Below are 22,847 nucleotides of genomic sequence, written 5' to 3' on the forward strand. Positions count from 1 at the left end.
CCGAGACCCCGCGCCCCGTCGGGGCAGCGGGGCCCGTGGCCCAGGACGCCGAGCCTGCCGCACGGGTCGAAGAACCTGTGGTCGACGAGCCGGATGCCGCTGATCCCACTTCCGACGAGTTCGTGGCCGCCGCGCGCCTGTTCGCCTTCACGGGCGAGACCGCCGTGCAGTCGCCCGCGCCCGTCGCCCAAGCGACGCGTCCGGTCACGCAGGGACTGCCGGTGAGCGCCGGTCCCCGTCGCCGCAACGGTCGCCGTATCGCCGCAGCGTCGTTCTCGGTCGGCGTCATGGGTCTCGTCGGTCTGATGACCGTGGGGATGACCATGCCGGTCAGCGCTCTCGCCTCAGCGAGCGGCACCGCGAGCGTCACATCCGTCGAGACGTCGACCCGCAGCCTCGCGGCGGGCGGCGACGTGTCCGGCGGGGCCGTGCAGGCCTACGTCGCCCCGGCGGAGGCGCAGGCCGGCGTTGTCGACCGCGCCGACGGCTACAGCTCGGCGACGTACGCGCAGATGGCCGCCGACTCCGGCATCTCGAACTTCTCCAACTTCTTCGTCAACGACCCCACCGCCGCCATCCAGTGGCCTTTCGCGGTGGGCGTGCCGATCACGTACGGCTTCGGCATGCGTGACGGCCGTATGCACGAGGGCGTCGACTTCGTCCCGGGTGAGGGATCCCCGGTGCAGGCGATCGCCGACGGCACGGTCCGCATCGCCACCGAGAGCGGCGACGCGTTCGGCGTCACCGTCCTGATCGACCACGAGATCGACGGTCAGCTCATCTCGAGCCGCTACGCGCACATGCAGTACGGCTCGCTCCAGGTCACGCCGGGCCAGAAGGTCAAGGTCGGCACCTTCCTCGGCCGCACCGGCAACACGGGCCGTTCCTTCGGCGCTCACACGCACTTCGAGCTGCTGCAGAACGGAACGACGCCGATCGACCCGCTCCCGTGGCTGCGGCAGCACACGGGAGGCTGACTCGATTCGAGGATGACGGCTTCGCTCTGATATCCTCTTCTAGTTGCCCGGAGTGATCCGGGTACGCCCCGATAGCTCAGTGGCAGAGCACTTCCATGGTAAGGAAGGGGTCGTCAGTTCAATCCTGACTCGGGGCTCACAGCATCTCCCTCGCAGGGGATGCCGCGCGGCGGGGTAGCTCAGTTGGTGAGAGCGCACGACTCATAATCGTGAGGTCGCGGGTTCAAGCCCCGCTCCCGCTACCAAACTAGCGTTACGCGAACAAATGACGTTGAGATATTCGTCTGTCCGTTCGGCAGACGAAGCGTCGGAGATTTCTCCGGCGCTTTTCGGGCGGCGATAGCGTGGCCCCGGGCGTTGAGAGGTGACGTCAGCGAGCGATTCGGTCAACGATCGCTGCGCGTAGCCGCTCGATGAAGTCGTCACTGAGCATCCACCCCTCTGCCACCTCCAGTACGAAACTGGAGATCGCGGCTCTCTGGCGAATCAGCGTGGGTAGCCGGAACCAGCCGTTGGATGTGACAACTCGGTCAGCAAGAGCGGCAAGGTCGGCGCCGAGGATCTGTTCCTGGCGGATGACCTCGAGGGCCGCCTCTTCGCGCAGCTCCCGCAGGAGGTGGCGTTCGAAGTAGGGGTCTTCGATCACCTCTCCGGTGGATGCAAGCACAGCTTTGGCTGCGGGTGTTCTCTTATTCACCGTCGCCCCGCGGAAATTGGGGTCGTTGAAGATAGCTGCTTTGCAGCGCGCGAACTGTTTCCTGAACTGCTGTTGTCTCAGATCGCGGTCGATGTCGTGCAGCCCCTTCGCCGCCTCGACGGCAATGTCCGCTTCGTCGGATAGTGCGTCATACCAATCTGGCGTCGCAAACCACGTGTGCACTAGTCCATCGGAGGCCCACGTCAGGCTGAGGCGGGAAAGGTCACCCTCGTGCTCGCGGGCTTGGCGCAGGATCTCTTCGAGCCCCGCTAGATCACGATCCTCGACGTCCACCAGCGAGTCCGGATCAAAGAAGTCGGGCGAGACATAGACAACGCGGGGTGTGATCAATCTCAGGAGTTCTAGGACGTCGTCGATGCTTGCGATCGGGTGCACAAAGTAAACATCCGGTGTCCGGATTGTGGAGAACTCCGCCGGACTCACGGAGACCCCGTTTTCAGCAAGTGCCCGAGGCAGATCGACGCTCAGGGCTTCGAGGTCTGCAGAGGAGTAGCTAGCGGAGCTTGTCGTCACGCGGCCAGAGTACCGACGGCTACGCTGTCTCCGAGGCAGCGGGCGGTCGTGTCCACCCCAGAGAGCGAGGACCGCAACGCCGGCGGTCCGATTCCTGCACACGGCGATTCCGCCCTGGCTCGGACCGCGCGGAAGGTCGAGTCCCGTGACCCAATCGGCGAGAGACCTGTTGTTTTCGATCGGACGGTTGTCGGCATCTCGACTTCATCGTTCACTAAAGCCAGCGGGTGCTGCAGTTCAGTCTCGGCACCTGCCCATGTGCGCCTCGTTGCTGGTCTGCGGTTTCCCAGAGAACCATCCGAGTTCTCGGCCGCACCCGTCAAGGAGGTGACCCGCCCACATGAGCGAGTCCAACGTCAACACCCCGCCCGCCTCGGCTGCGTCCGCCAACGGACTCGGCTACGGCCCGATCAAACCCCTCGCGGTCAGACTCAACGAGTCCACCCGCACTCAGCTGGACATCATCGCCCAGCTCAACGACCGGACCGTCACCGACGAAGTCCGCGTCGCCATCGAAGCCTGGATCGACAAAACCAAAGCCGACCCAGCCATCCAACGCCGCGCGAAAGACGTGCGCGACGAGATCGAACGCGAAGCCGCCGGAAAGCGAGACGCCATCGCCGCCATCTTCGACGCCACACCAGCAGCGAAGACCCCGCGCACGCCTGCGAAGCCGCAGGGCACCTGACGGTTCCACCTCACACGGGCGGTCGGCTCGAGCGGCGTCCACTAGGACGTTTGCTCGCCGGCCGCCCCGCATCCACTCCCCGAGGCTGATTGTCCGACCTCGTTTGTGCTCTGCGATTCCACGAGGACCATCCCGGTTCCCGGTCGCACGCACAAAGGAGGAACACCACCATGGTGCAGGGCATCATCATCCCGGCAGACAACACCGCACCCCTCAGGACCGCCGCGTTGGACTCGCTCGAGGACTACCAGCAGGCCGTCGGTGGCTGGTTCGAAGCGGTCGATATCCCCGACCGCGGCGTCACGATGTACGTCAACGAGGAAGGCCTCATCCGCGACTTGCCGTTCAACCGGCGCGCGACGTTCTTGTGGCGGTTCCACGTCCCGCAGGCCCGCGACGCCCGCCTTGTCGGCGACGTCGCGGTCGTGGGACTGACCGACGACGAGGGCGAGAGCACCGAGCTGCCGAACGAACTTCGGGAGCGGCTGCTCGAACCAGCCGTCTACCGCGTCCGGACCCGTGTGCATGCCGGGGGCACGTGGCACGAGGAGCCGATCGACCGTGACGGCTACCTCGAGACGGTGGTCTGGTCGGCGCTCTTGCAGGAGATTTCCCCCACTCTGGAGGTGTGGATCGAGCGCGTCGGTGGCGCCGTCGAGGAGAGCAACGAGCCTTGACGAGGGCGGTGGTCACTTACGACCATCGCCCCTCTTCATGGTCGGCGACCGACCCTCGCCGATCGCTAGGGTCGGAGTGTGAGCAACGCTGAGACCGTCGAGACTGGCATCGCATGGCACTACACAACCAGCGCTGGCTTGCGCGGAATCATCGAGGCGAACGCTCTGCGAGCGAGTTCTGCTGCGTTCATGAACGATGCGAACGAGATGCGCACGGGTGTTCGAGCGCTCCGCTCGACCTACGAACGAATCAAGTCGTCGCTGACGAAAGCTGAATGCGAGGAGATTGAGCGGGGTAGCTTTTTGCAGGATTCCGTGGTGGATAAGTGGTATCTCGTCTCCGCTTCGACTAGCCGGGACCTACTCACTCTGTGGAGGTCATATGGCGCGGGAGCTTCGTACGCCATCGGATTCGACGCAGCCGTCAAGCTCCATCCCATCGAACACATTGCCGGTGAAGCGCATCCATCCCCACCGCCCGGCTTCTATGAGGACGCGTACGATGAAATCGACGGTCGCCCTGTGCGTCTGTACGATCCCGACGGCGTCGGCGTCTTTGGTGGATCCTGGCGCACGGTCGCCTACGTGGACCCGAAGGGTGAAAAGAGCCACGAAGAGGAGATACGCACTTTTGCGAATCGAAGGGCGACGGCCGCGGGGAGCGGCGGCTTCTTCATCGACCTTGGAGTGTTCGCGGAAAGCGACGTCAACTACGAGAAAGATCACGCGTTCGTAGACGAACGCGAAACCCGAATCGTCGTGGAGATCACCCCTTCCTGGAAGTTCGTGCAATATCGCGAAAGCCGATTCGGGCTTGTGCCATTCGTCGAGTTGGGGAGCGGCGCCGTCGATGCCGGAATCGGCCGCTACGTGCCACGTGGCGCGAGAGAGCCACTCCCGATTCGAGAAGTCATGATCGGACCCAGCCCATTTGACTCACTTGCGGCCGAGCGTGCACTGCGGCAGTCCCTCGACGATCGAGGGTACGGCGAGGTAACAATCTCTCGCTCCGAGACGCCCTTCCGCTGAGAAGTTGTGGTGCTGCGGCGCGTCTGGAATGCGGGCATGCCGCGCCGTTCTGCCATACTGCGCGGGTGGGGATTGAGCTACTCGTCAGCGTTGTCGGGATCGTCATCGCGACCGTCATATCGGTCTGGACGTACCGCAAGATGAATCCGAAGCGACAACTCCGCTATCGAGTCGAGGCATCACCACTGCTCGCGGCGGGTGCAGGAGCGGGCGACCGGCTCACGATCGCGCTTGAAGGTCGACCGGTCACCGCCCCGCAGATCGTCACCCTCAGCCTGTGGTCATCGGGCACAGCCGATATCGCATCGAGCGCGTTTGATGCAGGCACGCCCCTTACCTTCGACCTCGGCACACCTATCGTTGAGGAGATCCCCACCGTGACCGACTCGGGAGCACGGCTCGAAGTCGTCTATCCGGACGAGATCGTGCTCCGGCCGGCGCTCATCCACCGGAAGTTCCAGTCCACCATCCGTGTCATCGTTGATGGAACGCCGAACGCCCGAGTGAACCGGGTGTTGCCCGACATTGACGTGCTGCGAGACGGCTTCAGTGAGACGACTCGCGCCATCCAGACCTCACGGAAGCGGCTCAAGGTGACACCGCTTCTCATCTGGACCGGAGTGCTCATCCTTGGCACGGCGGGTCTCGTCATGAGCCTGGTGGTCTACGCGTTCGACCCACGTGTTTCCGCGCCCGTTGGTGGCATCAGCATGCTGATCATGATGATCGCGCTCGTGGGAATCATCGTGGTCGGTATCTACCGCTTCTTCCGTTGGGTGGGTAGGAACGTCGAAGCACGATCCGGGCTGCGATAGGAGGCTGCGATGGAGTGGGTCGCAGCCGTTGTCGCCCTTGTCTCGGCGGTAGCCGCGCTTTGGCAGGCTCTCGAAGCGCGCCGTGCACGGCGGAGCGCACAATCCGCCGCCCACGATGCGGGAGACCACGAAGCGCGCGCAGCGGCAGCGGCCGAGAGAATGGCGGTTGCTCTCGAGGAGCAGAATCTACGTGATCGCATCGACCGCGAACGGTACGAGAACCCATGGAACGTCACGACCGAGCGCTACGACTCCGGGATCGCCGTTTCGTATCGACTGGGCGGGGCGGAAGCCATTACCGACGTCAAGGTGGGCAAGACCGTTGAGCGGGAACGCGTTGAATCCAGAGATGCCATTCCTAACCCCATGCGTCCCGGCCAATCGTTCACCATGACGTGGTCTCAGACCTACGCCTCCGTTCGTCAGCTCGACCTGGTTGTGTCTTGGACGAGGTCCAACGGCGAGCGTCACGAGTTCCCCTTCACACTGCCGTAGGGGGATTCGAGGCATCGGGAGACCACCAGGCCACGGATCAGCACCGCGACGGCTCGCGGAACGGGACCTTACTCGGATCGGTCAACCGAACGCCCCGTTCATCGCGAGATCGGAGAGGGCTGATACCGCAGCGCTCGTCGCACTCGAGACAGCGGCGATGCCGAGTTTGTCCGCGACCTCGCGGAGCTTGCCGGCGCGTTTGACGATCTCACCCGTTTCGGCATCAGGCTTAGAGACGACCTCGTGGAGCGCGGTGACAGCCGCTTCAAGATCTGTCGTGTCGGCATCGGTGGTCTGGGCGACCGCTCTCACGGCGTCTAGAAGTGGGAGGACATCGCTGACACTCAAGCCCGCGGAGGCGGTTGCTCCGGGACCGATGGCCGTCGGGCCGGACGGATGCACGACCGTTGTCGTGTAGACGTCCCCGAGATGACCGATGCGTTGCTGCACAGCGGCGTCGACGTCCTCCCGCCGGGGCAGCTCCGTCAGCGGTGTGGTTACGGTCAGATCAGCTATTACGTCGACGAGCTTCGTACGGATCTGCCCGAGGAGACCCGAGATGGACGTCCCCGAGAGAATGTAGGACATATTCACAATGGACTGAAACGGTCCCAGTTCTCGATCCCACACGGTCTGAGCAGCTGCCAGCCCGGGCGGTTTGAAGCGAAGCGACTTTTCCTGTGCTTGACGCTCGAGCTCTTCGATCGGCTGGGTGAGATACAGCAGCTCGGGCACGTACTCCTGGGCCGCCTGGGGTAGCTGCCAGCGTGTGATTATCTGTCCCTTTGTCCACGTGCTACCGCTGATCGAGTCGACAGTGATCGGGACGCTCGGCAGCTTTCGATAGTCGGGAATTGTGGATTCGTCCGTGTAGCCGTTGAGTTCCAGTCGAGCCCAATCTCGTAGCGCGCTCGAGCCGGTCTCGGCGCCGAGCAGCAGACACTTGCGTAGCAGCCCGGCAAGAGGCTCTGTCTCGTCGAGGGCGCGGTCCCGAAGCGATCGCAAGAGCGAGTCGGTCATGTCGGAATCCTAGGTGTCACCCACGACATCGCGGACCCACCGGCTCGCGGACGTTGCGAAACCGACGGCTTCCCAGATCCCCAATTGGACACCGTGACTCCATCCTCGTTTCCAAGGTCAGGAGCCTCCACCAACCCAGGGCACTTCAGTCGCCGTAACACTCGCATGAGATGCCGTCGGGCGGTCGCCTACCAATGGCGCGACCCAGCGCTACTGTCGCCTTCATGAGAGGCGTTCGCTGTCCGACTACCCGCGCTCCGATTGAGACCGAGGCCGAGGCCCGCACGATCGCGGCCGGCGTGTGGAAAGGGGCAACAGCGATGCGCTGCCCTTACTGCGGATGGTGGAACGTCGTCGGCAACGGTAGTCCCATCGAGCGACCGAGCAAGCCGATGCGCCCGAGGCGCAGGCGCTGACACGGTAGTGCCTGAATCCGTGGCAATCGCGCCCTTCCGGGCCGGCGAGCAGCCCGGTGGTGCATCATCACCGCTAGAAGGGAGAAGCGTTGTCACAACACGCGTCGCATGACCACTACATCAGTCGATTTCACATGCGCAGATGGGCGACGTCTAACAACCGCGTCACCGTTCTCGCTCGGGGCTGGAGTGAGCCTAAGCAGCTCGAGATCGGTAAGAAGGTCGCCACCGAACTTGGTCTGAACGCTCCGTCGGCAGAGGCGGCATACGGGAAAGTCGAGAGTGCTTTGAGCCGCGCTCTGGAGCGCCTGCTTGATAAGTCCGCGACCCCGACCGATCGCGACTGGAACGCGTTGCGGGAGTATGCCGTGCTCGTCCATGACCGGTTCCCCGCGTTCCGAGGATCCGCGGCTAACGAGAAGGGTCTTCCTGGCGGGAACGCCATGATGGTGCCGAATCCGGCGCACTGGGGTCGCATGGATGACGCCACGAGTTCACTCGACCAGCTGGCAACGGCTATGGGCCGCGAAGCACTTAAGGCTGAGCGGTTGCAGCACCTCCCATTTGCCGCGGGTGTACTGCCTCCCATGATGCAGATCCTTCACGCTGGACCGATGCTGCTCGGTGATGCCGGTATCCATTCGATCTCGCTAATCTCCGACGGGGGTCGTCAACGGACGTTCGTTGCGATGCCGTTGTCGCCGAGCGACCTGATCGTGTTCGGCGAGCAGCTTCCAGAAGATCACGAAGCTTCTGACCTAGATCGGATGTTGAATATGAAGATAGCGATGGAATCGACGGTAGTTGTCGACACCGTCGAAGCTCCCGTCGTAAACGGATTTGTCGCGGAGATGTGGAATCATCAGCCCGGGCCTAGTGGCGCGGGGGTTCCTCAAGCAATCCGCGTTTTTGACAATCTTGAAGATATTCCCACTCGGCGTGATACGCCGAGTGGTCCGTCAGTATGACTTGCTGGCCAACGAGGATGTAACGTTCACCTGTTGGCATTTCTCAGAGGTTGATCGTGACCAGTATTGTCATTTTCACGTCTTCCCGAGCAGGTGATGCGCGCGCATGCTGGCTTGTAAATGGATCCTACAAAACGCATCACGACATTCGCTCATGATGCAGGTATCGGGTTTCGCGGAGCTTACGCCGCGACAGCAGCACGCCATGCTGATTGCCATGCGCGTCTGTAACGCCATGGAGGACTTCCACGTCGAGCATCTGTCGGACAAGCAGATGGCGGCGCTGAATCCGATCATCCGTCAAGCCATCTTCGACACATTGGTCACGATCGAACAGGTCGATGACCCGGACACGGAGGGTGACTTGGCCTGGCTGATTAGGATGATTCGCGACTCCTGGGAGATCCCAAACGCTGGATATCGGATCACCGAGAAGTAGGGTGTTGCCGGCCCCACTGAGATCTACGGGTTCGACGCGGTCCGCTCAGGCCGTGGCTGTATGTCCCCGGCCTCGGCCGTTTCCTGCAGGTCGACCCTGTAGAGGGCGGAGTCGACAACGACTACGTGTGGACTACCGACCCTGTCGGCAGCTCAGACCTATCCGGTCTTATACGGAACAATTGCACCACGTGTGGATCGGGCGAGGTTCGCAGGGGTCCGTTCGACGACTGGACAGAAGAGCAGTGGGCCTACGAGCGCGACCTAGAATGGAATACGGCGTCGATCCTGCTCCTGTTCGTGCCGGGCGGTGTTGGGGTGGGCGCTGCTCGCGTCACGGCGACCACTGTAATCACACTGGGCATATACATTGTTCCCACGACGATCGTTGTCAAGTGGGTCGCAAAATCAGGACTTCCGTATGTCGGCCGATCCATCGCGATTGACACGCGTTTGGCGCAACACGTCGCTGTGGGAAAGATCACGCCGGAAGCTGCGTCCCAGGCCATCAGGATCTCGGTGCGGGGCGACATGCGTTCACTTCGCGCGGAAGAGCAAAGGCAGATCAACAGGCTGGGGCTCCAAAACCTTGCCAACAAGAGAAATGAAATCGCGCGACGAAACTGGTTGAACTTTCACGTCTATTAAGCGAGGAATCAACAAGATGGATATGCCTCAGCCGGGCCTTGGTCTCTTCTCGAACGAGAATGGGCTGGTCGTCCGTCGCGGCCCGATGGACGTGGTCCCGTACGCTGTGTTCGAGGGAACGCCTCCGACGCCGAGGCAGGTGAGTGAGGTCGTGTCGAGAGGGTACGGCCTCCACTTCGTCGGCGCGCACTCGGATCTACGCTTCTTGACCGGCTCGGGACTAAGTCATCTGTCGGTCTCGGGGTACGATCTCGACACGCGAGTAGTGTCCGAGCTGCGGAGTCTCGTCTCCCTACATTTCCTGGTCGCCGAGACGCCCGAGACGAACCTCTCCGGGCTCGATGCCCTGCGTCGCTACTTTGGCTTTCTTCGAGATTTCGAATCGGCCCTTCGAGCGCCGAACCTTGAGGTTGCGGAATTCCACGAGGTCCACGAGGGTTCTCTGCCGGGAATTCCTCGTCAAATTCGTGAATTGACTTTGCATGGCGCGCGGCAGGTGCGAGAGCTTCCTTTAGAGGAAGGGATTGACGCGCCAGAACTGCGGGAGCTCTACCTTCACGGGTGTCGGCGTTTCGATGTTACCTCACTGACCGCTTTTCCGCGTCTCGAAATGCTGACACTCGAGTCGATTTCGAATGTCGTGGAGATTGGTTCCTTGGCCGACCTTCCGACGCTCAGGCAATTGAGCGTTCTTCAGTGCCGATCGGCTGATGGGATCGCCTCGCTTGCTGAGGTGCGCGGCCTGGAGGTTCTCGTCGTGGGCAAGCTGGCTGAGGCAGTCCGGGATCTTGCAAACCGTGCGGACCCTCGATGGACGCTTCTCAAACGCCTTTGATGCGTGACGAGTGAGGTCCGAGCTCAATTCGGTGTCGGCGACGCTTCGGAAGCGGCTGAGCTTAGACTCCCGCCGCGAGGGCGGCGTTCGACGCCTGCCCTCACGAAGGCTTGACGGACACCGCTATAGCTGACCTCGAGGTGCGCAGCGATAGCCATGAGCGACTTGCCGTTCTTGTAGAGCGCAGTTGCTTCACGGACCTGCTCGTCACTCAGCGGCTGGCAGCGGGCCGAACGCCTTCGCAGCGAAGCAATTTCAACAAGCCGCCCTTCGAGATGGAGTACACCACGCAAAGGGAGGGCGTCGTCGCTCCAGCCTGGTACTTCTCGACGATCTCAGTGGCGAGAGCTTGTTCAAGTCGTCGGTGCAGGAGTCGCTGTGTCTGCTCAGGGGGAGTGGTCGAGCCGCTCGGACTTGCCGCGAGGCCAGCCAATTTCCGCAGATCCACCAGAGCTGGCGGTAGGAGCGCCGATTTATTCGAGTAGCTGTGTACTGGCGCTACATCCCAGAGGTGCTCGCCCTCCTCGTCGACGCACTGTCTCCACGAGTTGGTGCATTCTCGCCCTCGTCATCGCAGGCGCGCAGGCACACCCGCAGCGCTTCGGAATCTGGTCGTGCCACGGCGGACAACGACGACGACGTATGCCCGTTCGCTCGTGAGCGCTGCAAATCTGGCTATCTCACCGCGCCGAGGTGTCGACGAACGGAAGATACCAATCCTCGATGCACGTCATCGTCGATGCGTTGACCTGGTGGCGGAGCGACAGGCCGTCCCGGTGTGCATCCACGAGATGGGCCGAACGCAGAACGGCCAGGTGGTGAGACGCCGTGAAACGGGAGATCTCCAGAGCCGCTGCGAGCGAGGAAACCGATCGCGATTCGCCGTTCGATGCTGCGGCGACTTCCGACATCAACTCGAGCCGGATGCCGTTACCCAGAGCCGTGAAGATCTGCGCGAGGCGTTCGGGGTCGCTCATACCCCATCCCTCGCGGCTCGCCGGCGGCTGGCGGCCGCACCGATCCCCGTCTCGAGCGTGGTCACAGCCGCTTACTGCCCGACGGCCGACGTCTGAAGGTGATTCTTCAGCGGAACAGCGGTGTCCGAAAGATCCGCCGAGGACACACGGGTTCCCTGCTTGACCAGTTGCTTCCCCTGCGCGAAATCGGCGACCGAGTTGACACAGTCCAGGGCGATCACCGTGCTGTCACGGAGATAGATCACGCTGAACGAAGGATCGTTGACGCTGCCGCGGAGGACGGCCTCATCGTGTCCACCCTGGAGGCCGACCGTCTGCAACTTCACGTCGTACTGGTGAGACCAGAACCACGGTGCTGCCGTCTTCGGCCGCTCCGTCCCGAGGATTGCGGAGGCGACGGCCTTTCCGTGCTCGATCGCGTTCGGGACGGACTCCAGGCGCACCCGCTGGTCGTGAGCATATGCGCTCTCGTAGTTGGCGCAGTCTCCGATCGCGAACACGTCAGGAAGCGACGTGCGGAAGTCGCCGTCGACGTCGATCCCGTTGCTCACCCGCGCGCCGGCGACAGCCAGCGGTTCGACGTTGGGAATCAGTCCCACGCCGACGATGACGAGATCCGCAGGGGTCATCGTGCCGTCGACCACCTCGACCGCGCGCACGCGGCCGTTGTCGCCGACGATCTGCGAGACGCCGCTCGACAGCAGGACGGTTGCTCCATGAGCCCGATGCAGAGCCGCGTAGAACTGCGAGATCTCGGCGCACGTCACTCGCGCGAGCAGTCGTTCCTGTGCCTCCACGACAGTGACGGCGATGCCGTGTTTCCGCAGCGCGGCAGCGGTCTCGAGACCGACGTATCCGCCGCCGATGATGACGGCATTCCGAGCGGTCGCCATCCTGTCCCGCAGCTTCGAGGCGTCGTCGAGCGTGCGCACGGACAGCACACCGTCCAGATCCGCACCCGGCAGGGAGACCGTCCTCGCTCGGCCACCGGCAGCCCAGATCAGCCGGCCGTACTCGATGGACTCCCCGTCCTCGAGCATCACGGAGTGGGACTCGGCATCCACCGATTCGACGGCGAGGCCCCGTCGGAGATCGATCGAGTTCTTCGCCAGTGCGTCCGAGCTGCGCAGGAGGAACTCCTCGGGCTCGGCGGCGCCCTGCAGGAAGGCTTTCGAGAGCGGGGGTCGCTCGTAAGGAAGGTGATCCTCGGCGCTCAGCAGGCACACGGTTCCGCCGAACCCTCCCTGCCGGAGCGATACAGCAGCCTGCACACCGGCCTGGCCGGCTCCCACGATCAAGACGTCGTATGACGGACCCACGTCGAATCTCATTCCTCCGCGCACCGGGCCGGTGTTTCCGAACAACCTTGTCGCGGCGTTCACCTACCCAACATCGGGAGTACGGCCGCGTCCAATGCGACTGTCGGGAGCGAGTTATTCCCGTGGCTCATGGGTCGGTGGTCATGACTGTGAGGAATGTTTGCGCCGAGAGACCGGAATTGGACGGCCGGAAATGCTGCGGTGACCATGGGATGAAAGTTTGCGGAAGGACAATGTTGTTCTTCTGGCAGAAGACCGAATACGAGATCCTGAACCCCCACTGGTACACGACTCGCGATTACCACGACACGTTCAAGATGATGCGCGACGAAGATCCCGTGCACTGGACCGAGAACGAGTTCTACGGCCGCAACCACTGGAGTATCACGCGGTACGAGGACGTGAAGGAGTACCTTCTCCGCGACGACCTCTTCAGCAACAGGTGGGACACGCGCATCACGCGCTCTCCGAAGCGCCGGACGCCCGAAGAGCGCCACGCGCAGGGGTGGGACATCAACATCGCCACCAACGACAATCCGATGCACGACGTGTACCGCGCACCGATCAACAAGCACTTCAGCGTTCCCGCGATCGGTCGCTTGGGAAGCGAGATCTCGAGCATCGTCGACGAGATCATCGCCGATGTCGCCGACCGTGGCGAATGCGATCTCGTCGAGGACATCGCCGCGGAACTGCCGGTCAAGGTGATCCTGCGGATGCTCGGGGTCCCCGAATCCGACTGGGACTACCTCCGGGAAGCCTCGTGGCAGTGGCTCGCGGCGGCCGACCCTCGATGGGTCATCGACGGGGACCCGGTGGCAACGTCCAACTTCGGCATGCAGAAGCTCATCGATTACTGCCAGGACCTCGCGCTGGAGCGGAGGAAGAACCCCCAGGACGACTTCGCGACCATCATCGGTCAGCTCCAGATCGATGGAGACCCGTTGAGCATTCACGAGATGCGCACGTGGTTCGTCACCATGATCGGCGGTGGTCTCGAGACGACTCGTAACGCCGCTGCCGTCGGCCTGTGGGGATTCATGACCAACCCCGATCAGCGGATCGCGCTCATGGCGGACCGCAGTCTCACGAAGTCGGCCATCGAGGAGGTCCTTCGCTGGGGTACCCCGACCAAGAGCCGTCTGCGCGTGGCGACGCGCGATTTCGACTTCCATGGCAAGCGGATCAAGACCGGCGATTGGGCCATCGGATTCCTCGCTTCGGCGAACAAGGACGAGACAGCGTTCCCCGATCCGCACACCTTCGACATCACGCGGACGCCGAACGATTCGCTCGCTTTCGGCGCCGGCATCCACCTCTGCCTCGGTCGGGCGCTCGCCCGACTCGAGCTCGCGACCCTCATCCCGCGGGTTCTCGAGACCTTCCCCGACATCCAACCCGTGTCCGACGCGGAGCCGGCCTGGATCGCCGACGTCGGCGTCAACGGCTTCACATCGATGAAGGTGAGCTACACGCCCGCCGCCGTCTCGCCCACTCCGGCAGGTGCACGATGACATCCATCACCTACGTCCTTCCGGACGGCACCGAGCGTCAGGTCGATGCGGAAGACGGCGAGTCGCTGATGCGCGTCGCCCTGCAGAACGACATCCCTGAGATCGTCGGTGAGTGCGGTGGCGAACTCTCCTGCGGTACCTGCCATGTCTTCATCGACCCTGCGGCGCACGGGGTCGACCCGCAATCGAACGAGGAGCGCGATCTTCTCGAGATGGTCGACAGCGCCACCGAGTGCAGCCGTCTCGCCTGTCAGATCACCGTCCGTCCCGACCTCCACGGACTGCGGGCCCGTATCGCTGGAGAAGAGTGATGACGCGGGGCCTCACCTGGGGGCTCAAACGGAGCTTCCGGGACTACGTCGCGGGCATCGACGACGGTGGCGAAACGGCCGACGGGGGCGCGCGGATCGACGGCGCAGGCTTCTTCTTCCCGCTGGTGGACGAAGGGGAGGTCGTGCGCTTCTCGGGCCGCGTCGCTCTGTCGGCGTACAGCGGCTTGCTGGAGCTTCGGATCGAAGACCCGTGGGTGGAGCGCGAGGGCGAAGGGTGGGTGCTCACGATCCTCGATCCCACGTCCCGCAGCCAGCCGCGCGCGCGTCTTCCGCTGTGCGTTCTGACGGAGACCGACTCCGCTGACGACGGCGACGACGGGAGGGGGTTCCGGACGCTCGAAACCCGACTGGCACCTTCCGGAGCGCGGCTGTTCGACGGGGTGTACGTCCCGGGCACACTCCTCGATCCGGTGAGGTTCGTCGGCGTTCAACCGCCGTCCGAGATCGCCGCGGCCACCCGCGGCTAGGGTCGCCCCATGATCGACATGCACCGGCTGCGCCAGTTCTCGGTTCTCGTGCGCGTGGGTAACTTCACCCGCGCATCGCAAGAGCTGAATATGACCCAATCCGCCCTGTCTCGCAGCATTCAGGCGCTCGAGGAACACCTCGGCACGCGGCTGCTCGACAGGGAGCGGGGTAAGACGGGGGTCAGCCTGACCCTGGCCGGCACCGACCTCTACGAGCGGGCAGAGGACCTGCTCGCTCAGTTGGACGATCTCGAGTCGAGCGTCTCCGGGGTGGCGGAACGACCCGTCCGGCGCCTCCGGTTGGGGATCGGTCCGATGCTGGGAGCGGCCCTGCTGCCCACGCTCTTGCAACGGCGCCTGGGATCGGAACCCAACCTCGCGATCAGCGTCTGCACGACGACGTCCGACCTCATGACGAGCCTGCTCCTGGACGGCGATATCGAGTTCTACCTCGGCTTGGCGCCCCTGAAGTACCGGCCGACACGGATGCGCCAGAGCGTCTTCGCCACGTTCCGGCCCAATTTCTTCGTCCGGCCGGGCCACCCTCTCGCCGGCCGGGAGACCTTGTCGAGCCACGATCTCTCCGCGTTCCCGCGGATCTCCGGCACCGCCTGGGACGAGAACCTCATCTCTCTGGGCAATGAACGGGACCGCTACCTCTTCTCGACGACGATGCAGGTCGACAACTACGAGATTCTCGCCGAGATCGCGCGCAACTCCTCCGCCATCCTGATCAGTTCGTTGATGCGCGCCGAAGAGGGGCTCGTGCGTCTTCCCGTCTCACTCGAACTCGCCGCGCCGTACAGCGAGCTCCACATCTTCTCGCTCGCCGGCGCGCGCCTGTCGCATGCCGCCGAGAGCTTCATCGAGGAACTCCGAGCCGAGTACCTGGCCGCGACCACGGCGCCGGATCAGATCTTCCCTTCACCACAACTGCCGCAACGACAGCGGCGAGAAAGCGAACGCGAACATGACCCTCAATGAACTGCAGAGGACGCAGCAGATCGAGGAGTACTTTTCCACTCTCTCGAACTGGGGCCGTTGGGGAACGGACGACCGATTCGGCACCCTCAACCTCATCACCCCCGAGGTGCGCCTCGAAGCCATGAAGGCGGTCAGGACGGGTACCGCTATCTCGCTGGCACGCAACCTCGACTCCGCCCATCCCGATCCGTTGCACTCCGGTGTGACCAACGTCCAGCGGCAGTCCAAGATCGGCGAGGTGCAACACGTCCTCGGGCGGACTGCGAGGTGGGATGCGGTCGGAGAGGAGATCGTCATCAGCCCTCACGGGGGCAATGCGCACCTCGATGGCCTGGGGCACTACTACTGGGACGGCTTGTTCTACAACGGCTTCTCGGCGAGCGAGTCGAACGATGTGGTCGGCTCGGCGCACCTCTCCGTGGCGGATGCTTCTCGGGGAATCATCACACGTGGGGTTCTCCTCGATATCGCGGGATTGTTCGGCGTCCCCCACGTGGAGCGCGGGTACGCCGTGACCCCCGACGACTTGATCGCCGCAGAGAAGCGACAGGGGGTCGAGGTTCGGAGCGGTGATGCTCTTCTCATCCACACGGGCAACGCGGCCGCGATCACGTCCGAGGGTCCGCTGTACATCGACGGCAAGCACGGTCCGCTCGACGGGGTGCAAGCGGGGCTGAGCGAATCCTGCCTGCCCTTCCTTCATGAGCGAGATATCGCCGTGATGGGTGCCGATGGCACCCACGACGTCCAACCCTCTGCCGTGGACGACTTCGATTTCGTCCGGCCCATCCACGCGGTGAGTCTCGTCGCCATGGGGTTGTGGTTGATGGACAACCTCGACCTGACCGAGCTGGCCGGCGCCTGTGCCGAGCAGCAGCAATGGGACTTCCTCCTCACCGCCCTGCCGTGGCGGTTCGTCGGAGCCACTTCGAGTCCGCTCAACCCCGTCGCCGTCCTCTGACGCGCTTTCTCCCGCCCTCCCGCCGAGGGCTTCGTTCGCCGTGCCCGCCGGGCGCGGAACGCACCTTCGCCACAACCGATTGACGACCCCAAGGAGCATCACCATGACCACGAACGATCAGTTCACACCGGATCGGCTGGCAGACCGCGCCGAGATCCAGCACCGCGTCCATCAGTTCTGCCGAGCGGTGGACCGCCTGGAGCTGGACATCCTCAAGGAGGTGTTCCATGCGGACGGGATCGACGACCACGGGACGTACAAGGGCGGGGTCGACGGGTTCATCGAGTGGGTGTCGAAGCGTCACGAGACCATCACCTACTCGGCGCACCACGTCAGCAACACCACGATCGAGTTCGCCGACGCCGACTCGGCGTTCGTCGAGACCTACTTCATCGTCTGGCAAAGCGTGAACCCACAGGCGAGCCTCTTCGCCGCCGGCGTCAACGCGGGTCCGTTCGAGATGTTCTCCTCCGGTCGTTACGCCGACCACTTCACGCGCAAGGACGGCCGGTGGGCCATTCAGAGCCGGACCACCATTCCCGGCTCCGCATCCAAGACGGTCGGAAGCGACGAGCTCGGGATGGCCTCCGGCTTCGCCGTCGGAACGCGCGACGCCGACGACCCGGCACTTCAGCTCCGTGCCCGGTTGGGCTTGTGAACCCGCCCGAGCACGCGAACGCATTGATCGAAGGAGCACACGCATGAGCGCCACGGCCACCGCACTCGTCCAGACCGGACCGACCGACACCGAATTCCAGGAGATCCCGCTTCCCCGACTCGTCCCCGGATCCGCCCTTCTCCGCGTCGAAGCCAACGGCATCTGCGCCAGCGACATCGACGCGTTCGAAGGGCACGGCGGCGGTTTCGACCCTGCGGACATGTCGCAGTATCCCCGCATCAACGGGCACGAGATCGTGGGTGTCATCGAAGACGTGGGGGAGGGGATCGCCGGTCGCAAGGACCTCCGGGTCGGGGATCGGGTCGCGGTGAACCCGTGGCTCTCCTGCGGCAACTGCGACGCGTGTCGCCGGTCGCAGCCTCAGTTCTGCCAGGGCATGCCGTGGGTGCGCAGTTGCTACGGCTTCATTCCGACCACGATCGGCGCGGGACTGTGGGGCGGTTACTCGACCCACGTGTACATCGATCCGAACGCCATCCTCTACACGTTCCCGAACGAGGTGAGCGCGCTGGACGCTGCCCTGTGGAACCCGCTCGCCAGTGGCATCCAATGGGCGGTGAAGGATGCCGGGGTGACACTCGGGTCGAAAGTCGCCGTGCTCGGCTCCGGCCAGCGGGGCCTCGCGTGCGTGGCCGCGGCCAAGGCCGCCGGTGCCGGAGCCATCCTGGCGACGGGACTGTCCCGGGACGCCCACAAGCTCGCGCTGGCCACTCGCCTGGGAGCCGATGTCGTCGTCGACGTCGAGGTGGACGACGTCGTGGCCCGCGGCGCCGAGCTCACCGGCGGCAGCGGCTTCGACATCGTCATCGACACATCCCCGGGAGCCGAACAGCCGATCCTGGATGCCATCCGGATGCTGCGCACCGGGGGGACTCTCGCCAGCGCCGGGATCAAGGGACGCCCGCTGACGCAGTTCCCGATCGACGCCCTCACGACCAAGGGCATCCGCATGATCGGAGTGCTCGGGACCAGCCATGAGGCGCAGCAGATGGCCGCAGATCTCGTGATCAGCGGCTCCCTGCCCCTGCACGAACTCCGGACGCACACGTTCGGGTTCGACCAGTTGCCCCTCGCGCTCGAGGTTCTTCAGGGACGGGTCGAGGGGGAGTACGCCATCAACATCGTGGTCGAGCCCGAGTTCCGCGCCGCCCCGTGACCGTTCGATACAGAAAGGAATGACAATGACAGGTCTTCTCGCACGGGCGGAATTCGATCGGCTGATCGACGCCGGCACGGTGCCGGCCGGGGCGTTCATCATGTCCACGGACGCTGCCGTGACCGCGCTCTACGCGGACGTCGGCTTCGACTGGGTCCTCATCGACCGCGAGCACGGTGTGATGGACAACTCGGACATGCGGGCTCACCTCATGGCCGCGCAGGCCAACGGCGCGGTCGCTGTCGTGCGCGTCCTCGAGAACAATCCCACGCTCATCCAGCAGTCGCTCGACGCGGGCGCGCAAGGGATCATGGTGCCGAAGATCGAGACGGGCGCGATGGCCGAGCGTGCGGTCCTCGCCTCTCAGTACCGAAAAGGCGGCCGAGGCATGTGCCCCGTCGTGCCCGCGACGAATTTCACGGGGGCGGGGTGGTCGACGCATTCGCGCACGACGAACGAGAACGTCCTTCTGATCCCCCTCATCGAGACGATGCGCGGGGTGGAGAATGTGGCGGAGATCTGTGCCGTCGACGGCGTGGATTACCTCTTCTTCGGACTCGCGGACCTGTCGCAGGACCTCGACATCGACATGGAGCGAGACATCGATCAGCTCATCGTCCTCTGGGAGAAGGTCGCGACCACCGCTCATGAACACGGTGTGCGCGTCGGGGCTCCCCTCGGCTACGGCTTCGATGCCCTCGCCGACTTCGGCAGCCTCGACAGCGATCTCAGTACGCTCCGTACGGCAGCGCAGAAGTCCATCGCCGGGTTCCGAGCGAGTTCCTCGGGCTGAGGGCAGTGGCGGGGGAGGGGACGGTGCTCGATCTCATTCGGCTCGCCCACGTGGTCACCATCGCACGCGAGGGCAATTACAACGCCGCCGCAGCCAGCATCCCCCTCTCCCAGTCCACCCTCACCCGAAGCGTGCAGGCCGTGGAATCGCAGTACGGAATCCAGATCTTCGAGCGGGGGCGGTTCGGGGCGCGATGGACGGAGGAAGGCGCTGACTTCGTCGAGATGGCGGAGCACGTCCTGCGGCGGAGTGAGGCGGACTCCGATGCGCTGGCGGCATTCGGTCGCCACGGACCGCGAACCGTGCGCTTCGGAATGGGGTCGATTGCGGCGGCACTCTTTCTTCCGCGCCTTCTTCGACAGCTGGATGCCTCCGTGTCCGGTGTCCGAGTGGTCGTCGAATCCAACGATGGTCTCCGCGCGCTTCTTCGAAGCGGTCAGATCGACTTCTTCCTCGGTGGTATCCCGCGGGAGTCGAACGGGTTCGCGGCAGCCCACCACTTCCTCGTGTCGCGAGTGCCCGGCGGCGACCTGTGCGCTCTGGTCCGACCGGAGCATCCTCTTGTCCACAGCCGTGACCGATCCGCGCTTCCCGCGTTCCCCGTCGCGGCCGGAGCGTTCATCCGCGACCTGGACATCGACCGCATCCTGCCGGGCATCCGCACCCGGGGGCCGGCGCTCGAGATGGACAACTACGACTTCCTCGCCCGCCTCGCGGGGGAAACGGATTACGTGGTCATCGGCAGCGCCTTCCTGCCCGTCATCAGACCCGAATTTGGACTGGTTCGGGTTCCCGGCTCTGATATCCGGGAGCTCCCCCTCGACTGGGGTCTCGTTCGGGCCGCGCAACGGCGGAGCCCCGAGGGTGCGCTCCGCGTCGCGCAGAGCCTCTTGGCCTTGGTGAATGAACCTCTTCTCGCACAGCACCCGTAGCACTGAGCCGACGCCGGTGGGATGCTCAGCCACCTTCCATGCGATGAACGCATCGAACGTCGCGCAAACCGTATTGGACGGCGAATCCGCCTCCGTGATGACCTGACCACAAGCCCGAGGACGCCGACCAGCCGGCCCAGCCGCACGCCGGCCCACGCGACCTTGCGTCAGCCTTCCGCACGTCATCGCGTGCGGAAGCCCACCAGAGAGGATCAAAGAAGATGTCTCACTCATCACTCCAACCGATTCCCGACGATCTGAGACTCAGTGCGCGTCTCGATCGCCTTCCCCTGACACGAAACCACGTCCTGTGGCTCATCGTTCTCGGCATAGCGATGCTCATCGAGGTCTTCGACAACACCGTCTTCGCCTACGTCGCGCCATCGATCCGGGCGAACTGGGGGATGTCGATCGCCGAGGTCGGACTCATCACGTCCGCCGTCTTCGTGGGAATGCTGATCGGTGCGCTGGTCGGAGGAAACCTCTCCGACCGGTTCGGCAGACGGCCGGTCCTCATCTGGGGCTCCGTGTTCTACTCGCTGATGTCCCTCGTCTGCGCGTTCGCTCCGAACTTCGAGGTCCTGGCCGTCGGTCGCGTCTTGACCGGCGTCGGCGTACAGGCGGCGACGGGCGTTCTGCTCGTCTACGCGGGCGAGATGTTCCCCCGTTTCGCCCGCGGCCGCTCACTCGCCGTCGTGACCTTCCTCGGTTTCGTCGGGGCACCCGTGACCTCCCTTGCCGCGCTGGCGATCGCCCCCACGGGTGTGGAGGCCTGGCGAATCGTCTTCGGTATCGGTGCTGCCGGCCTCGTCATCGCCATCGTCGCCGCGATCTGGCTTCCGGAGAGCGTCCGCTGGTTGCTCATCAACGGCAAGAACAGCGAGGCGGAGCGTGTGGTCGTCGGTCTCGAGCGCTCCGCCGCTCGGAGTGGCAAACCGCTCGGCCCGCTGGAAGCGGACGTGCCTGCGCCGCCCCGGGGGTCGTTGCGTGACCTGCTCCGTCCCGACATCCTGAAGCGCCTGATCGTCACGTCCGTCGCGTTCTTCCTCTACATCTACTGCAACTACGGGTTCATCTCGTGGGTCCCGACGATCCTGGTCGACCAGGGGGCGGCACAGGCGGACGCCCTGCGGTTCGCGACGGTGCTCTCCTTCTCCACCGTCGCGGGGCCGCTTCTGATGTTCTTCGTCGCAGACAAGATCGAGCGCAAGACCACGATGCTCCTGGCTTCTCTGGTCGGGGCGGGCTCTCTCGTCGTCTTCGCCTTCGCTTCCGATCCCACGACGAGCCTCGTCGCGGGGTTCGGCGCTCAGCTCGGGTTCTCCGTCATGGGGGTGGTGCTGTACACCTACGTCCCCGAGGTCTTCCCCACGAACGTCCGAGGCGCGGGATTCGGCGTCGTGAGCGGTTTCGCCCGCATCGCGGGCATCATCGCGGGGGTCAGTGTCGCCGCCATCTACACGGGATTCGGCTATCAGATCCTCTATTCCGTCCTCGCCATCGGGCTCCTGGCGGCGGGGATCGTCGCGGGCGTCTTCGGTCCCAAGACGACGAACCGGTCCTTGGAAGCGATCTCCGACGCCTCCGTGCTCGGTGAGGTTTCGACGGAGCGCACTCCGAGCGTCCGCGTTCGCTGACCGACACCCGGAGGAATCACTTCTGTGAGAAAGGCAAGCGAATGACATTTCCCATCGTGCAGGACAAGGTCACCATCGTCACCGGGGCGGCCATGGGCATGGGGCGCGAGACAGCAATCCTGTTCGCCGAAGCTGGAGCGAAGGTGGTGGTCGCGGACTTCAACGAGGAACTCGGACGCCGGACCGCCGACGACATCGTGGCGACGGGCGGGGAGGCCATGTTCCACAAGGTCGACATTTCGAAGGGTGTCGAGGTGGAGGCACTCGTCACGGCCACCGTCGCGGAATATGGCCGCCTCGACATCGCGGTCAACAATGCCGCCCTCAAGCCGGACTCGTCACCGATCGATGAGTTTGACGAACAGTACTGGGACAGGCTCATGGCGGTCGACCTCAAAGGCACCGCACTGTGCATGAAGTATGAGATCCGACAGTTCGTGCGGCAAGGCGGGGGGACGATCGTGAACATCTCGTCGATCAACGGCTTCAAACCGACGCTCAACAGTTCTGGATACATCGCCGCCAAACACGGTGTCGTCGGGTTGACCAGGGCCGCGGCGCTGGAGTTCGGCCCGCAGAACATCCGGGTCAACTCCATCGCGCCGGGCGCGATCCGGACGCCGATGCTGGATGCCGTTCTGGCGACGCAGAATCGCACGATCGAGGAGATGGTGCCCTCTGTCAGCCTCGTCGGTCGTCTGGGCGAGCCCCGCGAAGTGGCTCAAGCGACGCTCTGGATCGCGAGCGACCTCGCGTCCTACGTCCACGGGACGACGCTCCACGTGGGAGGCGGGTTCGAGCTCCTCTGAGGCCCGCGAGAGCGCCCGACGGAGCTTGACCCGGGGACTGACTCCCGTCC

At 64.2% G+C, this 22,847-nt stretch carries 25 protein-coding genes and 2 tRNA genes; 23 read left to right on the forward strand and 4 right to left on the reverse strand.

All coding sequences use genetic code 11. The annotated features are described in order from the left end of the window. The 3 genes from LQV45_RS04375 to LQV45_RS04385 form a co-directional block, all read left to right on the forward strand. Window positions 1–977, forward strand: a 977-nt coding sequence (locus tag LQV45_RS04375) for a M23 family metallopeptidase (RefSeq protein WP_230005926.1), incomplete at its 5' end; no start/stop codon positions are given. Window positions 978–1,042: 65 nt separating this feature from the next. After that, window positions 1,043–1,114 (forward strand) — tRNA-Thr (locus tag LQV45_RS04380). A gap of 31 nt (window positions 1,115–1,145) precedes the next feature. Further along, a tRNA-Met gene (locus tag LQV45_RS04385) sits at window positions 1,146–1,222 on the forward strand. A 125-nt stretch (window positions 1,223–1,347) separates the two neighbouring features. Here the strand turns inward: LQV45_RS04385 and LQV45_RS04390 are convergent. Beyond that, the gene (locus LQV45_RS04390; RefSeq protein WP_230005927.1) at window positions 1,348–2,208 is read right to left on the reverse strand and encodes a hypothetical protein; all 861 of its coding nucleotides are present in this window, start codon (window positions 2,206–2,208) and stop codon (window positions 1,348–1,350) included. 340 nt (window positions 2,209–2,548) lie between these two features. Here LQV45_RS04390 and LQV45_RS04395 point away from each other — a divergent pair, with 340 nt between their 5' ends. The 5 genes from LQV45_RS04395 to LQV45_RS04415 all read left to right on the forward strand — a co-directional run bounded on the left by LQV45_RS04395 (window position 2,549) and on the right by LQV45_RS04415 (window position 5,912). Continuing rightward, window positions 2,549–2,896 carry a hypothetical protein gene (locus LQV45_RS04395; RefSeq protein WP_230005928.1) on the forward strand — a complete coding sequence of 116 codons (348 nt, stop codon included), beginning with the start codon at window positions 2,549–2,551 and terminating at the stop codon, window positions 2,894–2,896. 170 nt (window positions 2,897–3,066) lie between these two features. Beyond that, the gene (locus LQV45_RS04400) at window positions 3,067–3,573 is read left to right on the forward strand and encodes a DUF3846 domain-containing protein (RefSeq protein ID WP_230005929.1); all 507 of its coding nucleotides are present in this window, start codon (window positions 3,067–3,069) and stop codon (window positions 3,571–3,573) included. A gap of 78 nt (window positions 3,574–3,651) precedes the next feature. After that, the gene (locus tag LQV45_RS04405; RefSeq protein WP_230005930.1) at window positions 3,652–4,602 is read left to right on the forward strand and encodes a hypothetical protein; all 951 of its coding nucleotides are present in this window, start codon (window positions 3,652–3,654) and stop codon (window positions 4,600–4,602) included. Window positions 4,603–4,667: 65 nt separating this feature from the next. Beyond that, the gene (locus tag LQV45_RS04410) at window positions 4,668–5,417 is read left to right on the forward strand and encodes a hypothetical protein (RefSeq protein WP_230005931.1); all 750 of its coding nucleotides are present in this window, start codon (window positions 4,668–4,670) and stop codon (window positions 5,415–5,417) included. A 9-nt stretch (window positions 5,418–5,426) separates the two neighbouring features. Next, entirely contained in the window at window positions 5,427–5,912 is a 486-nt protein-coding gene (locus LQV45_RS04415) for a hypothetical protein (RefSeq protein ID WP_230005932.1), read from the forward strand. 81 nt (window positions 5,913–5,993) lie between these two features. Here LQV45_RS04415 and LQV45_RS04420 read toward each other — a convergent pair whose 3' ends face one another. Beyond that, a complete protein-coding gene (locus LQV45_RS04420; protein WP_230005933.1) occupies window positions 5,994–6,932 on the reverse strand; it encodes a hypothetical protein in 939 nt (312 codons plus the stop codon). 505 nt (window positions 6,933–7,437) lie between these two features. Between LQV45_RS04420 and LQV45_RS04425 the strand changes: the two genes are divergently transcribed. From LQV45_RS04425 to LQV45_RS04440, 4 genes are all read left to right on the forward strand, one after another. Continuing rightward, window positions 7,438–8,316: a DUF4238 domain-containing protein gene (locus LQV45_RS04425; protein WP_230005934.1), complete on the forward strand. Its 879-nt coding sequence runs from the start codon at window positions 7,438–7,440 to the stop codon at window positions 8,314–8,316. Window positions 8,317–8,470: 154 nt separating this feature from the next. Beyond that, a complete protein-coding gene (locus tag LQV45_RS04430) occupies window positions 8,471–8,755 on the forward strand; it encodes a hypothetical protein (RefSeq protein ID WP_230005935.1) in 285 nt (94 codons plus the stop codon). A 125-nt stretch (window positions 8,756–8,880) separates the two neighbouring features. After that, entirely contained in the window at window positions 8,881–9,402 is a 522-nt protein-coding gene (locus LQV45_RS04435) for a hypothetical protein (RefSeq protein WP_230005936.1), read from the forward strand. A gap of 16 nt (window positions 9,403–9,418) precedes the next feature. Beyond that, window positions 9,419–10,237: a hypothetical protein gene (locus LQV45_RS04440; RefSeq protein ID WP_230005937.1), complete on the forward strand. Its 819-nt coding sequence runs from the start codon at window positions 9,419–9,421 to the stop codon at window positions 10,235–10,237. A 680-nt stretch (window positions 10,238–10,917) separates the two neighbouring features. Here the strand turns inward: LQV45_RS04440 and LQV45_RS04445 are convergent. Together LQV45_RS04445 and LQV45_RS04450 are read right to left on the reverse strand one after the other, a co-directional pair. Further along, the gene (locus tag LQV45_RS04445) at window positions 10,918–11,214 is read right to left on the reverse strand and encodes a helix-turn-helix transcriptional regulator (protein WP_138174762.1); all 297 of its coding nucleotides are present in this window, start codon (window positions 11,212–11,214) and stop codon (window positions 10,918–10,920) included. A 71-nt stretch (window positions 11,215–11,285) separates the two neighbouring features. After that, window positions 11,286–12,533 carry an NAD(P)/FAD-dependent oxidoreductase gene (locus LQV45_RS04450; protein WP_230005938.1) on the reverse strand — a complete coding sequence of 416 codons (1,248 nt, stop codon included), beginning with the start codon at window positions 12,531–12,533 and terminating at the stop codon, window positions 11,286–11,288. A gap of 233 nt (window positions 12,534–12,766) precedes the next feature. Here LQV45_RS04450 and LQV45_RS04455 point away from each other — a divergent pair, with 233 nt between their 5' ends. From LQV45_RS04455 to LQV45_RS04505, 11 genes are all read left to right on the forward strand, one after another. After that, window positions 12,767–14,047, forward strand: coding sequence for a cytochrome P450 (locus LQV45_RS04455; protein ID WP_230005939.1), 1,281 nt, complete (start codon window positions 12,767–12,769; stop codon window positions 14,045–14,047). Further along, entirely contained in the window at window positions 14,044–14,358 is a 315-nt protein-coding gene (locus LQV45_RS04460) for a 2Fe-2S iron-sulfur cluster-binding protein (protein ID WP_230005940.1), read from the forward strand. The genes LQV45_RS04455 and LQV45_RS04460 overlap by 4 nt, the downstream gene beginning before the upstream one ends. Continuing rightward, on the forward strand, window positions 14,358–14,846 hold the full coding sequence (locus LQV45_RS04465) for an HtaA domain-containing protein (protein ID WP_230005941.1): 489 nt from the start codon (window positions 14,358–14,360) through the stop codon (window positions 14,844–14,846). Before LQV45_RS04460 ends, LQV45_RS04465 begins: the two co-directional genes overlap by 1 nt. A gap of 9 nt (window positions 14,847–14,855) precedes the next feature. Further along, window positions 14,856–15,830: a LysR family transcriptional regulator gene (locus tag LQV45_RS04470; RefSeq protein ID WP_230005942.1), complete on the forward strand. Its 975-nt coding sequence runs from the start codon at window positions 14,856–14,858 to the stop codon at window positions 15,828–15,830. Continuing rightward, window positions 15,817–16,791, forward strand: coding sequence for a cyclase family protein (locus LQV45_RS04475; RefSeq protein WP_230005943.1), 975 nt, complete (start codon window positions 15,817–15,819; stop codon window positions 16,789–16,791). The genes LQV45_RS04470 and LQV45_RS04475 overlap by 14 nt, the downstream gene beginning before the upstream one ends. Before the next feature lie 103 nt (window positions 16,792–16,894). Continuing rightward, entirely contained in the window at window positions 16,895–17,449 is a 555-nt protein-coding gene (locus tag LQV45_RS04480; protein WP_230005944.1) for a nuclear transport factor 2 family protein, read from the forward strand. A 43-nt stretch (window positions 17,450–17,492) separates the two neighbouring features. Continuing rightward, on the forward strand, window positions 17,493–18,626 hold the full coding sequence (locus LQV45_RS04485; protein WP_230005945.1) for a zinc-binding dehydrogenase: 1,134 nt from the start codon (window positions 17,493–17,495) through the stop codon (window positions 18,624–18,626). A 25-nt stretch (window positions 18,627–18,651) separates the two neighbouring features. Continuing rightward, window positions 18,652–19,419, forward strand: coding sequence for an HpcH/HpaI aldolase/citrate lyase family protein (locus LQV45_RS04490; RefSeq protein ID WP_230005946.1), 768 nt, complete (start codon window positions 18,652–18,654; stop codon window positions 19,417–19,419). A gap of 23 nt (window positions 19,420–19,442) precedes the next feature. Then, window positions 19,443–20,351, forward strand: coding sequence for a LysR family transcriptional regulator (locus LQV45_RS04495; protein ID WP_230005947.1), 909 nt, complete (start codon window positions 19,443–19,445; stop codon window positions 20,349–20,351). A 221-nt stretch (window positions 20,352–20,572) separates the two neighbouring features. Further along, the gene (locus LQV45_RS04500) at window positions 20,573–21,988 is read left to right on the forward strand and encodes an MFS transporter (RefSeq protein WP_230005948.1); all 1,416 of its coding nucleotides are present in this window, start codon (window positions 20,573–20,575) and stop codon (window positions 21,986–21,988) included. A gap of 41 nt (window positions 21,989–22,029) precedes the next feature. Next, window positions 22,030–22,797, forward strand: coding sequence for an SDR family NAD(P)-dependent oxidoreductase (locus LQV45_RS04505; RefSeq protein ID WP_230005949.1), 768 nt, complete (start codon window positions 22,030–22,032; stop codon window positions 22,795–22,797). Window positions 22,798–22,847: the final 50 nt, after the last annotated feature.

This window comes from Microbacterium sp. Bi128 (genome assembly GCF_918698205.1).